Origin of the sequence: Romboutsia sp. BSD2780061687b_171204_C1, from assembly GCF_015560225.1 — a bacterium.
Classification (GTDB): domain Bacteria; phylum Bacillota; class Clostridia; order Peptostreptococcales; family Peptostreptococcaceae; genus Romboutsia_C; species Romboutsia_C hominis.
Genome location: NZ_JADMRK010000004.1, coordinates 85,472 through 98,725, shown reverse-complemented (window position 1 = coordinate 98,725; position 13,254 = coordinate 85,472). Strand labels below are relative to the sequence as shown.

Sequence of the window (13,254 nt, the reverse complement as noted above, 5' to 3'; positions counted from 1 at the left end):
CTAAGCACAGAGTATTTTATACTTTGTGCAAGGAGGTATTTTTAATATCCAAAAAGGAGAAATATATGAAAAAAGTAGATATAACTAATAAAGCCATAATGCTTTTAACCGCACTAAGTGTTATATACGCTATATTAGAAGGAAATATACTGTTTTTATCACCAATAGTCACAATAGCTATTCCATATAGACTAACTAGATATAAAGAAGATTATAACTATGGCAAAAATAAAAATAAGTTAACTACACTATTTTTATTTAATATAGCATCTTTTATTTTAGTAGCAATAATTAGTGATAGTATGACACAAGAGTTACTAGATAATGTAATAAATATTTTTGTTGCATTTATGTACTTTAAGATAATGTTTATATTAGAGAGAAAAAGTGAGCAAAATAATAATCCTAGGGCTGTATATGAGAAATTACAAAAGACTGTATATGTACTTGAAGCTATGAGTACTAAAATGGAAGATGAAATAAGAAATGCAAAAAGTGAAAAAACTAAAAAGAATATACAGCTTAAAAAAGAAAAAATAGAAATACAATTAGTAGCATATAAAAGTCAATTAGAAATATTAAAAATGAAAATAGATTCAGAGAAAAATAATTAAAAGTAGACTAAAATTAGTCTACTTTTAATTATTTAACACTATTTCTTATTAAAGCATCTATTACTTTATCTAAATTTAAATTATCAGTATCTATATCCTCAATTTCAACGATATAGTCTTCAAGTTCTACCTCAACATAAGAACTATGATTACCATTATCTTTTATATAATCAACAATTTTATAATCTTGTATCTCATCTTTGAAATATTCTTTTAATTCTTCATATTCATCATTACTTATTTTTGATTTATTGCACTTGCAGTTTGGACAAGACATGACGTACCTCCTCATTTTATGAAAATTAACTTTTATATTATAACCTTTATTATAAACTAAAAGTCAAAAATATAAAATAATATTGTATATATAAGTTAAATTGATTAAGTTTGGCATAAAAAATTTGATAAAAAATAAACTTTTAATAAAAGTATTGACTTGATACAGTATATTGTATACAATATCCTAAGTAGAAAACATAAAGGGGGAGTTAAAAATGGCAATGATAAATAAATTAGCAAAAACATTAAAAGGAATAAGCAACTACTTATTAGTAAGTGAAAGAATAAATAGTCAAAAATGCTTAGCTAAAGATTTAGATACAACAAAAACTATAATAGATAATAAGTAGAAATTAATATATAAATGTAAATGTTTAAAGTACTACCATATGGTAGTACTTTTTTATTAATAAATATAAATGCAAATTATCGCAAAGAAAAAATAAATATTTACATAAAAATAAATTTAATATATTATAGAATAATAAAAAATATTCTTTAAATTTATAATTTTAAGTTTAAAAGACACAGATAATAATTACATAGGGGATGATTTGTATGCAAAATACTACAACTAAAAGGAAAGTCAGGTCGGTAAATCTAGAGACATTTGTATTTTTAGCTATCTTATTAGGCGGATTTACCTATGTAGCAAGTATCATGGGAGCAGGTATAATGTTTAAAGTCATAATGAACACTGCTCACGATTTATTATTAAATACTGTATTTTTAATAATGGCAATGGCTGTTTTAGCAGGGGCACTAAGTGCATTATTATCAGAATTTGGAGTAATATCACTACTTAATAAAATATTTGCTATTTTTATGAAGCCTTTATATGGACTTCCAGGAGCTAGTATAGCAGGAGCTGTAACTACTTATTTATCTGATAATCCAGCAATCATATCATTTAGCAAGGATAAATCTTTTACTAGGTATTTTAAAAAGTACCAAGTGCCAGCACTTTGTAATTTGGGTACATCTTTTGGAATGGGTCTTATAGTTACAACATTTATGATATCTCAGGGTGAAAAATATGTACTTCCGGCGTTAGTAGGAAATATAGGTGCCATAATAGGTAGTATAATTAGTGTTAGAATAATGTTGCACTTTACAAAAAAATACTATAAAGATGAGATAGATAATACTAGTTTAGAAATAGAAAATTCTAAGATAGAAGAGTATAGAGAAATAAGAGATGGAAGTATATTCCAAAGAGTCCTAGATGCAATACTTGAAGGTGGAAAATCAGGTGTAGAATTAGGATTAGCTATAATACCAGGTGTTTTAATAGTATGTACATTAGTAATGTTACTTACATTTGGCCCAAGTATAGATCCAAATACCGGTAAAGAAGTATATACAGGGGCAGCATATGAAGGTATAGCTCTTTTACCTGTAATAGGAAAGAAGCTAAACTTTATATTAGAACCATTGTTTGGATTTACATCAGCACAAGCTATAGCATTTCCTATAACATCATTAGGTGCAGTTGGTGCAGCTATGAGTTTAGTACCACAGTTTATCAAAGATAATGTTATAACTCCTAATGATATAGCCGTATTTACGGCCATGGGAATGTGTTGGAGTGGATACTTAAGTACTCATGTAGGTATGATGGATGCATTAAATGCAAGAGGACTAACTAGTAAAGCAATAATTTCACATACGATAGGTGGAATATGTGCAGGTGTATCTTCTCATTTTATATTTATGCTAATTTCATAAAATTTATAGAAAATAGACTTAGATGATATCTAAGTCTATTTTTATTTGTATTAGGATATTTAAAATTATATTGATTAGTAATCTTGCACCATAAAAATTTTATATTTTAGATTACTTCTTTCTAGGCTTTATAGGTCTAGATGTATTTTGACTAACAGAACCAGTTTTGCTAGGTCTTAATCTTGGTGATATATTAAGTTCTTCAGCTATTTCTAGACTTGAACTTGCAACATTTTTACTTTGTTGAGGGGCTTTACAAGCTTTTTTTCTAGTCATATAGTCCTCCTTAAATAATTTATTAAACAATAATAATTTAACCTAAAAATATAATTACTATTCTAATCAATAAAATGTAGCTTTAGAAATTAGAGTGAATTATTAAATGGAAAAAGGAGAAAAATATATATAGAATGATGTTTAACCAAAGGAGGAATTAATTTGGAGATACTAATAAGTCTTATAGGAGGACTAGGACTTTTTTTATATGGTATGACATTAATGGGTAATGGACTTCAAAAAGCAGCTGGGGAAAAACTAAAGAAAATAGTAGAGCTTTTAACAAGTAATGTTTTACTTGGAGTATTAGTTGGAGCAGGAGTAACTGCGATAATACAAAGTTCTAGTGCTACTACTGTTATGGTAGTTGGTTTTGTAAATGCAGGTATAATGACGTTATCTCAAGCTATAGGAGTTATAATGGGAGCAAATATAGGTACAACTATAACTGCTCAATTAGTAAGTTTTAATTTAGAGGGGCTTGCTCCTATAACTTTAGGTATAGGTATAGCACTTTATCTATTTTCATCAAAAAGTAAAACTAAAAATATAGCAGAGATATTGCTTGGATTTGGTATATTATTTACGGGTATGGAGTTTATGAAAGATGCTGTCAGCCCTCTTGCTGAATATAAAGGATTCACAGATGCACTTGTTAATTTTGGTCATAGACCACTACTTGGTGTACTGTTAGGTCTTATAATAACAGGAGTAGTTCAAAGTTCAAGTGCATCAATGGGGATGCTTATAGCATTAGCATCACAAGGAATTATACCACTTCAATCTGCACTTCCTATACTTTATGGAGATAATATAGGTACTTGTGTTACATCATTATTGTCTAGTATAGGTGCTAACAAAAATGCAAAAAGAGCAGCAATTATGCATTTATTATTTAATATTTTGGGTACACTAATGTTTTTATTAATATTAAACAAGCCAATAGTTGCAGTAGTAACAAGAATTAATCCAACAGATGTAGCAAGACAAATAGCAAATGCACATACATTATTTAATATAGTAACAGTTATAATACTTTTACCATTTTCTAAGTATATTGTAAAATTAGCTATGAAGATAGTTCCTCAAACTGAAGAAGAAAAGGAAGTTAAAACTTATTTAGATGAGCGAATGTTAGAAACACCATCAATAGCATTTGCAAATACATTAAAAGAAACTAATAAAATGGCTAAAGTAACAAATTTATGCTTAAATTCATCTATGAGTGCATTTTTAAATAAATCTAAAAAAGATGTAGAAGAAACATTTAAAATTGAAAAAGATATAAATGATTATCAAAGAAATATATTAAACTATTTATTAAAATTGTCTAAGACATCTTTAACTGGTAACTCAGTAGAAGAGGTAGATAATTTATTTAACACTATAAATGATTTGGAAAGAATAGGAGATCATTCTGAAAATATAGCTGAACTTGCTGAGATAGCAATTGATAAAGATGTAAGCATATCCAATGATGGTCAAAAAGAAATTGAAGAAATGTTTGAAAAAGTCAAAAAAAATTATGAAGATGCTTTAATTCTTATAAATAAAAAAGACAAAAAAATAGCTGAAAGAATAATTAAAACAGAAGAAGAAGTAGACAATATAGAAAAATCAATAAGAGCAAATCATATATACAGATTAAACAATAATACATGTGAGATAGACTCTGGGATATTATATCTAGATTTAGTATCAAACTTAGAAAGAATTTCAGATCATTGCTCAAATATAGCTATAAGAGTATTAAATTATTAGCACACTAAATAAGTGTGCTTTTTTACTTATTAATGTAATATATTTACTTGAAAGTTGTGGATAATCTATGAATTAAAGTTATAGTAACATATTTAGAAAAAGTAAAGATATCCGCATATACAGTAGCTCAAAAATAATTTTTAAGCAACGAACGAAGTCGTTGGAGACATGAACGAAGCGAATTTTTTATGTATATATATAAATATCAACTTAAAAAACTTATAAATTTTGGCTACATATAAATATCTAAAAAAGCATAAAACTTAATAATAGATAAACAGAAAATATGGGGGATTTAACATGAATAGATTATTTTCATTAGGTATAGATATTGGCTCAACTACAGTCAAAGTTGTGGTATTTGATGATGATAATAATATTGTATATAAAAATTATAAAAGACATTTGTCAAGTATAAAAAATACAGTTTTAGATACATTATTAGACGTGCAAAGTATACTAGAAGGTAGAGAAATAACTGTAGCAATAACAGGGTCATGTGGAATCGATATGGCTAAGAGACTAAAAATAGATTTTATACAGGAAGTAATAGCATCTACAGAAGCTATAAAGTATTTTTATCCAGAAACTGATGTGATTATTGAATTGGGAGGAGAAGATGCAAAGGTAACTTATTTAACAGATGGAATAGATCAAAGGATGAATGGTATATGTGCAGGAGGAACAGGTGCATTTATAGACCAAATGGCATATCTTTTACAGACCGACTCTAATGGATTAAATGAACTTGCAAAAAATTATGATACGATTTACAAGATAGCATCAAGATGTGGTGTATTTGCAAAAACAGATATACAACCTCTTTTAAATGATGGAGCTAAAAAAGAAAACATTGCAATGAGTATATTTAATGCAGTTGCTATACAAACTGTTAGTGCATTAGCTTGTGGGAGAGAGATAAAAGGTAAGGTTGCTTTTTTAGGAGGACCGTTATATTTTTTATCAGAACTAAGATATGCTTTTAAGAGGGTGTTAAATTTAGATGAAGAAGATATAATATTTCCTAAGGATGCCCAACTTTATGTATGTATGGGAGCTAGTTTAATATCAAAAAAAGGCAGCAAAGTTAACCTTGAATCATTGATAGATAAAATTAAGAATTTGGATAAAGAAGGTATAAATAAAATAAGTAAATTAGAGCCACTATTTAAAGATAAAAATGAATATGAAATATTTTTAAAAAGACATAACAAAAAAGATATAGGATATAAAGATATAGAAAAAGTAGTAGGGAATTGTTATTTAGGTATAGACGCAGGGTCAACTACAACAAAAGTAGTTTTAATAGATGAAGAAAAAAATATATTATATAGTCACTATAGTAGTAATAATGGAAGACCTTTAGATACGGTTAAAGAAGTTTTAATTGATATATATAGCAAATTACCTAAAAAAGCTAATATATGTTACTCAACAGTAACAGGTTATGGTGAAGGTCTTATAAAGAAGGCATTAGGTATAGATTTTGGGGAAATAGAAACTATAGCACATTATAAAGGAGCAAAGTATTTCAATGATAAAGTTGACTTTATATTAGATATAGGTGGGCAAGATATGAAGTGTTTAAAAATTAAAGACGGTGTAATTGATAATATAATATTAAATGAAGCATGCTCATCTGGATGTGGTTCATTTTTAGAAAATTTTTCAGAATCATTGTCTATAGACATAAAAGAATTCGCAAAAATAGGAACATTATCTAAATTACCAGTAGATTTAGGTTCAAGATGTACTGTATTTATGAATTCAAAGGTAAAGCAAGCACAAAAAGAAGGCGCTAGCATAGCAGACATATCAGCGGGTCTTTCCTATTCCATAATAAAAAACGCATTATATAAGGTTATTAAAGAAAATAATTTTGATAATTTAGGGAGTAATATAGTTGTCCAAGGAGGTACATTTAATAATGACTCAGTACTTAGAAGTTTTGAAAAGATAATAAACAAAGAGGTAATAAGACCATCTATAGCTGGGTTAATGGGGGCTTTTGGATGTGCTTTAATATCAATGGATATGTATAATGGTAGCAATAAAAGCACCTTACTTAATTTAGACAAAGTAAAAAACATAGAAGTTAGTTCAGAAACTTCAAGATGTGGTGGATGCTCAAATAATTGTTTATTAACAATAAATAAATTTTATGATGAATTATTCATATCAGGAAATAGATGCGAGAGGGGAGAAGCTTTATATAATGATAATAAAATAAAAGAAAATAAGATAAATCTTTATAAATATAAATATAATCGAATATTTAACTACAAGCCATTAGAAAAATCTAAAGCATTTAGAGGTGAAATAGGTATTCCAAGAGTATTAAATATATATGAAAACTATCCATTTTGGCATACTTTTTTTACAGATATGGGATTTAGAGTAGTTTTATCTAAACGTTCATCAAAAGATTTATATGAAAAAGGAATATCATCTATAACATCAGACACAATTTGCTACCCAGCTAAGATGGTACATGGGCACATAAAAGATTTAATAGAAAAAGATATAAAATATATTTTTTATCCTTGTGTAGTTAATGAAAAAAAAGAAGATGAACGATGTGACAATAATTATAATTGCCCAATAGTTATATCTTACTCAGAAGTTATAAAAAATAATATAGATGAAGTAAAAAATATAAATTACATTAATCCTTTTATAAGTCTAAATAATCGTGAGAAACTTATTAAAAACTTATATGAAGAACTATTTAAGTACTTTAATATATCTAAGACTGAGGTAGAAAAGTCTCTAGATAAGGCATATATAGAACAAGAGAGATACAGAAAAGATATAGAAATTGAGGGAGAAAAAGCCTTAAAAGAGATTTATGATAAAAATGAAAAAGGTATAGTTTTATGTGGAAGGCCATACCATATAGATCCGGAGATAAATCATGGAATACCAGAACTTATAAACTCTTTAGGAATAAATGTATTAAGTGAAGATTCTATATGTCACTTATCTAAAATAAATAAATCACTTAGAGTAGTTGATCAGTGGGTATATCACCATAGAATGTATAAAGCAGCAAGTTTTGTAAAAGAAAGTTCTAATTTAGAACTTGTTCAACTAAATTCATTTGGATGTGGTATAGATGCTATTACAATAGATCAAGTCAAAGAAATCTTAAATGAGAAATCTAAAATTCATACAGTTATAAAAATTGATGAGGGAAATAATCTAGGTGCAGCTAAGATAAGGATAAGGTCATTAAAAGCTGCAATAGAAGAAAGAAAAAATAATAAATATATAGAAAATGATCATATCGAATATAAAAAAGGTAGAATAAATAAAAAACATACTATATTAGTACCTCAAATGTCACCTATACATTTTCAATTTTTTAAAGAAACAGTAAATTTAAGTGGGTATAATTTGGTTATTTTAGAAAATATAAAAAGAGAAATAATAGATGAGGGGTTGAAATATGTAAGCAATGATGCATGTTATCCTGCAATAATAGTTATAGGTCAAATTATAGAAGCTTTAAAAACTGGTAAGTATGATTTAAATAGCACTTCTGTAGCTATAACACAAACTGGTGGAGGATGTAGAGCTACTAATTATATAGGATTTTTAAGAAAAGCCCTTTATGATTCTGGTTACAAAGATATACCTGTAATATCTTTAAGTGTAAATGGAATAGAGAAAAATGGATTATCAAAACATATTACACTTAGTATGGCTAATAGATTATTAATGTCTTGTATATATGGAGATTTATTGATGAAAGTTTTATATAGAACAAGACCTTACGAAAAGTATACAAACAGTGCCAATAAATTGTATGATAAATGGGTTTGTATATGCAAAGAATCATTAAAAAAATCTAGTATATTAGAGTTTAAGAAAAATATAAAAAGTATAATACATGATTTTGATAATTTAGAGTTAATAGATATAAAAAAGCCTAAGGTTGGGTTAGTAGGAGAAATATTAGTAAAATTTCATCCTCTTGCAAACAATTATTTAGTTGATATTATAGAAGCTGAAGGAGGAGAAGCGGTAGTACCTGAGTTATCTAACTTCTTTCTTAGTTGTTGCTTAAATGCAGAATATAAATTTAAACATTTAGATGGAAAATGGATAAATAAAGAATTAGGAAATCTATTTATAAATGCAATGAATATTTATCAAAGCACTTATAATAAAGAATTAATGAAAAGTAAAAGGTTTATTCCTCCAAAAAATATAAGAACTATATCTAAGTATACTGAAAATGTAATATCATTAGGAAATCAAACAGGAGAAGGTTGGTTATTGACAGGAGAAATGTTAGAGTTATTAGAAGATGATATTAAAAATATTATATGCATGCAACCTTTTGGGTGCCTTCCAAATCATATAACAGGAAAAGGTCAAATAAAGAAAATAAAAGAAATGTATAAAGATGCAAATATAATAGCTATTGATTATGATTCATCAGCAAGTGAAATAAATCAAATAAATAGAATTAAATTAATGTTATCAACAGCATTAAAAAATAATTTTTAAAGTATGAATTAAGCCCCTTAAAATAGATAGAATTTAAAGTTATTAGATAACACTACTTTAAGGGGAATCTTTATGTAAGGAAATAATTCAAATATGTGTTTAAAAGAAGAGATTGAAAATGCTATAATATTATATAAAATTAATTTAAGTTAAAATGAAAAAGATAATTAGTATAATAGATAGTTATATACATTGATATAACAACGATTAATTTAAATCTTAGCTAAAGTTTATTATTTATGATATAATCAAGAAGTACTGCATGGAAGGAGGAAAACATTATGAAAGAAATAAATAGTGCTATATCTTCAGAATACTTAAGATACAAAATAGATGAAGATATAATCATATATCAAGGTAGATTTTGTATTTATTTAGATAAAAAATATAAATGTAGCGGAATAGTGTATTATAAAATGACTCCTCCAGTATCTATAAACTTTAAAGCACAAATACTTTCTGCATATGATGAAGATATAGACTTAGATTTAGATTATGATAATGCAATACTTGAAATTTATGGATATAAGCCAATTTCGATAAGTATAAATTCGATAAATGATTTTAATATAGAAGGATATACAAATGATAGCTATATAAAGTCAAAAAATGCATATGTAGATTATATAGATTTTCATATAATAAACTTAGATAAATTTCCGGGAACACTTATAAAACACGTGGATAAGTTGTTCGCAGGTAGAATTCAATTTGAAATTAATGACTTTGTAGTTACAATAGATAAAAGGTATGATTATAGAAAAGAATTAAATGAAAAACTAAAATCTAAATCTGGTAGTATAATAACTCATATAGGGAGAGTTCAAAGAAAAGATAAAAAACAATTTAAAACTAATAATATAATAGATTTTTTAGATAGGATATCAATAGCACTTAGCTTTATGTGTGGAAGGCATATTGGAATATGCTTAGCTAAAGGGTATCAAGGAAATAACAATGTCTATAGGTTATGGAGAGAAAACATAGTAACTCCATTTAAGTTTGTACCAACTTGGACAGATACTATATCAAATCACCATAATATAGAAAAGTATATGTCTTTAATGTGCAAAAAACTAGAAGATGGATATTGTGGACAAGTTATAAAAAATGTAATAGATTGGTATATAGAATCATTAGGTGAGATAACAATAGAAAATAATATAATATCAATTCAAATTGCATTAGAAGCACTATCTTATATGATACTTGTAGAGCAAGAACAAATACTTAATGATGATGAATTTGACTTAAATAGTGCAGCTAAAAATATAAAAATGGTACTAGATATATGTAAAATCCCATATGGAATGGAAGAATTAGATCTATTTGATGATTGGACTAAAACAAGATTTGATGATGGGGTAGATCTAGTAATATACTTTAGAAATAAAATAGTGCATCCAAGCAGAAGAGATAATAGAGCAAATCTTAGTGTTGAGGATATGTGGAATATAATACAAATAGGGACAAAGTATTTAGAACTAATAGTATTATCTTTTATAGGATATAAAGGAGAATTTTCTAATAGACTAAATGAAAGATGGTTTGGGGAAGTAGAAGTAGTTCCATGGAATAAGTTTGATTAAAAGTATAGCTGTTGGGTAAATATAAAATAAAATGTTAACTAAAAGGGTGAGACAAATGATAAAATTATATGGGTATTCAAAATGATCGACTGTAAGAAAAGCCAAGGCTTGGCTTAAGGAAAATAACTTAGAATTTGAGGATATTGAAATAGTTAAAAATCCTCCAACTAAAGAAGAATTAAAAAAAATGTATGAACTAAGTGGATATGAATTAAAAAAATTCTTTAATACTAGTGGTGTAAAATATAGAGAGCTAGGGCTTAAAGATGTAGTTAAAACTGAGAATGATGATAAATTACTAGATATATTATCTAGCGATGGAATGCTTATAAAAAGGCCTATAGCATTTGATGGAAAACATGTTGTGGTAGGTTTTAAAGAAGAGGAATGGAAAGAAAAATTACTATAAAACAAAAGCTGTGTTGTATAATTTATAACACGGCTTTTTGTATTAAAAATAATGTCAAATTATATACCTAAATCATATAATATATAGGGCTATTTATTATAGCTTAAGTACTATAAAAGGAGAATTAATTATGGTAAAAAAGGTATATATAGATCCAGGTCATGGTGGAAATGATAGTGGAGCTATTGGTATTAATAATCTATATGAAAAAAATATAAATATAGAAGTATCTAAAAAGGTAGAGAAATTATTAAAGAAACAAGGAATAGAAGTAAGGTTAAGTAGATCTGAAGATAAAACAATATCTTTAGAAGCGAGAACTAGTGATGCAAATAGTTGGGGTGCAGACTGTTTTGTATCTATTCATTGTAATTCATTTAATGGCACAGCTAACGGTATAGAGACGTACTCTCATACATCATCAACTAAGGATTTAGCAAATTATATACATGAAGAATTGCTAAAAACCAAAGCATATACTAAAAATAGAGGAGTAAAGACTGCTAATTTTTATGTAATAAGAAATACTAATATGAGAGCATGTCTTATAGAGCTTGCTTTTATAGATAATCAGGAAGATTACAAAATTCTTACTCAAAAGCAAGAGGTATTAGCAGATGGGATAGCAAGAGGCATATGTAGATATTTAAATATAACGTATACTCCAGTTGACAATGATGTTAATAAACCTATAACACCTATAGATAATAGGGATACTTTATATAGGGTAGTATGTGGCTCATATAATAATAGATTGAATGCTGAAAAAAGAATAGAAGAGTTAAAAGAAAAAGGATTTAATGATGCTTTTATAGTTATATACAAGAAGGAATAAGTAATAGATTAATTAATAAAATCCCAGAGAAATATTACTCTGGGATAAATTAATTATATTCTAGTTTTCTTTTACATATATTTTAGGAATATATATAGTTAAATTATCTAAATTAATAATACTTTCGTAAATTACTTTAGCATTAAGTTTCATGTCGCTATTTTGTAACTCTAAAGAAAGTATAGTGTTATTATAGTTACATATATCTAATGTTTTTTTATCCTCTTTAAATTTTAACTTTATGTTTTTGTTACATCTAAGAAAATTTTGTAAGATGTCATAATAATTCATAATAGTCATCCCTCCCCCTTTACTATTTTAATATTACAATAAATATATAAAAAACTCAATTTTAAAGTAAAGAGAAATTAAAGTTTGCTTTATATTATAACATTATATATAATTAATTTATTAAATAAGGGAGAGGTGTATTTGTGGAATTAAATGATAAGCTAGAAAAATTAAAAAATATATTAGCTAAATTAGACAATGTAGCTATAGCTTATTCTGGAGGAGTAGATAGCAATTTTTTACTTAAAGTAGCTAAAGATGTATTAGGTGAAAAAGTAGTGGCTATAACTTTAAATGCTATGATGCATAGTGAAAAGGAAATAAACGAAGCAAAAAAGTACGCAAATGAATTTGGTGTTAAGCACCTAGTTATAGATATAGATAATTTAGAATTAGATGAGTTTATCGAAAATAAAAAAGATAGATGCTATCATTGTAAAAAATATGTGTTTAATACTATTAAAAAGATAGCAAAAGATAATAATATAGAGTATGTACTAGATGGAACAAATATAGATGATTTAGGTGATTATAGGCCAGGGCTAAAAGCACTAGAGGAATTAAATATTATAAGTCCATTAAAAGAGTGCAATTTAACTAAAAAAGATATAAGAGTATTATCGAAAGAAATGGGACTAAAAACATATAATAAGCCGGCTTTCGCATGTCTTGCAACTAGAGTCCCATACAATACAAGAATTACTAAAGAACTTCTTACAAAAATAGAAATGAGCGAACAATATTTAGCAGATTTAGGATTTAATCAGTTTAGAGTAAGAATACATGAAAATATTGCTAGAATTGAAGTTGGATTTGATGAGATAGATAAGTTTTTTATTAAAGAAGTACTTAAAAACACTAGTAATAAATTTAAAGAATTTGGATTTGAATATGTTACCCTAGATATGAATGGATATGAAATGGGTAGTATGAATAAAGATATAAGCAACTAAGGAG

11 protein-coding genes and 1 pseudogene are annotated in these 13,254 nt (G+C 26.5%); 9 read left to right on the top strand and 3 right to left on the bottom strand.

From position 1 onward, the window contains the following. The first annotated feature begins 65 nt into the window (after positions 1 to 65). The gene (locus I2H23_RS09665) at positions 66 to 614 is read left to right on the top strand and encodes a hypothetical protein (RefSeq protein ID WP_195581566.1); all 549 of its coding nucleotides are present in this window, start codon (positions 66 to 68) and stop codon (positions 612 to 614) included. 28 nt (positions 615 to 642) lie between these two features. Here the strand turns inward: I2H23_RS09665 and I2H23_RS09660 are convergent, their stop codons facing one another. Then, a complete protein-coding gene (locus I2H23_RS09660; RefSeq protein WP_092925384.1) occupies positions 643 to 891 on the bottom strand; it encodes a hypothetical protein in 249 nt (82 codons plus the stop codon). Between the two features lie 217 nt (positions 892 to 1,108). Between I2H23_RS09660 and I2H23_RS15490 the strand changes: the two genes are divergently transcribed. Both I2H23_RS15490 and I2H23_RS09655 read left to right on the top strand, forming a co-directional pair. Next, positions 1,109 to 1,243: a hypothetical protein gene (locus I2H23_RS15490; protein WP_271893476.1), complete on the top strand. Its 135-nt coding sequence runs from the start codon at positions 1,109 to 1,111 to the stop codon at positions 1,241 to 1,243. Between the two features lie 208 nt (positions 1,244 to 1,451). Then, positions 1,452 to 2,621, top strand: coding sequence for a CD0519/CD1768 family membrane protein (locus tag I2H23_RS09655; RefSeq protein WP_195581565.1), 1,170 nt, complete (start codon positions 1,452 to 1,454; stop codon positions 2,619 to 2,621). A 111-nt stretch (positions 2,622 to 2,732) separates the two neighbouring features. Here the strand turns inward: I2H23_RS09655 and I2H23_RS09650 are convergent, their stop codons facing one another. Continuing rightward, positions 2,733 to 2,897, bottom strand: a complete 165-nt coding sequence (locus I2H23_RS09650) for a hypothetical protein (protein ID WP_176698671.1) — start codon at positions 2,895 to 2,897, stop codon at positions 2,733 to 2,735. A gap of 162 nt (positions 2,898 to 3,059) precedes the next feature. Here I2H23_RS09650 and I2H23_RS09645 point away from each other — a divergent pair, with 162 nt between their 5' ends. From I2H23_RS09645 to I2H23_RS09625, 5 genes and pseudogenes are all read left to right on the top strand, one after another. Beyond that, positions 3,060 to 4,658, top strand: a complete 1,599-nt coding sequence (locus I2H23_RS09645) for a Na/Pi cotransporter family protein (protein ID WP_195581564.1) — start codon at positions 3,060 to 3,062, stop codon at positions 4,656 to 4,658. Positions 4,659 to 4,958: 300 nt separating this feature from the next. Next, positions 4,959 to 9,173 (top strand): 2-hydroxyacyl-CoA dehydratase, encoded by a 4,215-nt coding sequence (locus tag I2H23_RS09640; RefSeq protein ID WP_195581563.1) that lies wholly within the window; start codon positions 4,959 to 4,961, stop codon positions 9,171 to 9,173. 281 nt (positions 9,174 to 9,454) lie between these two features. Continuing rightward, entirely contained in the window at positions 9,455 to 10,762 is a 1,308-nt protein-coding gene (locus tag I2H23_RS09635; protein WP_092925391.1) for a hypothetical protein, read from the top strand. A gap of 97 nt (positions 10,763 to 10,859) precedes the next feature. Next, positions 10,860 to 11,171, top strand: a pseudogene (locus I2H23_RS09630) (Spx/MgsR family RNA polymerase-binding regulatory protein); the annotation flags it as partial. Positions 11,172 to 11,301: 130 nt separating this feature from the next. Next, entirely contained in the window at positions 11,302 to 12,006 is a 705-nt protein-coding gene (locus I2H23_RS09625) for an N-acetylmuramoyl-L-alanine amidase (protein WP_195581562.1), read from the top strand. Between the two features lie 60 nt (positions 12,007 to 12,066). On the opposite strand, the gene I2H23_RS09620 is transcribed toward I2H23_RS09625, so the two are convergent. Then, positions 12,067 to 12,297 carry a hypothetical protein gene (locus I2H23_RS09620; RefSeq protein ID WP_166505568.1) on the bottom strand — a complete coding sequence of 77 codons (231 nt, stop codon included), beginning with the start codon at positions 12,295 to 12,297 and terminating at the stop codon, positions 12,067 to 12,069. A 143-nt stretch (positions 12,298 to 12,440) separates the two neighbouring features. Here I2H23_RS09620 and larE point away from each other — a divergent pair, with 143 nt between their 5' ends. Then, positions 12,441 to 13,250: an ATP-dependent sacrificial sulfur transferase LarE gene (gene larE / locus I2H23_RS09615; RefSeq protein ID WP_195238182.1), complete on the top strand. Its 810-nt coding sequence runs from the start codon at positions 12,441 to 12,443 to the stop codon at positions 13,248 to 13,250. Positions 13,251 to 13,254 lie beyond the last annotated feature (4 nt).

Coding starts and splice junctions, on each gene's coding strand:
- I2H23_RS15490 (WP_271893476.1), top strand. CDS start 1,109: ATGGCAATGATAAATAAATTAGCAAAAACATTAAAAGGAATAAGCAAC.
- I2H23_RS09650 (WP_176698671.1), bottom strand. CDS start 2,897: ATGACTAGAAAAAAAGCTTGTAAAGCCCCTCAACAAAGTAAAAATGTT.
- I2H23_RS09665 (WP_195581566.1), top strand. CDS start 66: ATGAAAAAAGTAGATATAACTAATAAAGCCATAATGCTTTTAACCGCA.
- I2H23_RS09625 (WP_195581562.1), top strand. CDS start 11,302: ATGGTAAAAAAGGTATATATAGATCCAGGTCATGGTGGAAATGATAGT.
- I2H23_RS09640 (WP_195581563.1), top strand. CDS start 4,959: ATGAATAGATTATTTTCATTAGGTATAGATATTGGCTCAACTACAGTC.
- I2H23_RS09655 (WP_195581565.1), top strand. CDS start 1,452: ATGCAAAATACTACAACTAAAAGGAAAGTCAGGTCGGTAAATCTAGAG.
- I2H23_RS09620 (WP_166505568.1), bottom strand. CDS start 12,297: ATGAATTATTATGACATCTTACAAAATTTTCTTAGATGTAACAAAAAC.
- I2H23_RS09635 (WP_092925391.1), top strand. CDS start 9,455: ATGAAAGAAATAAATAGTGCTATATCTTCAGAATACTTAAGATACAAA.
- I2H23_RS09660 (WP_092925384.1), bottom strand. CDS start 891: ATGTCTTGTCCAAACTGCAAGTGCAATAAATCAAAAATAAGTAATGAT.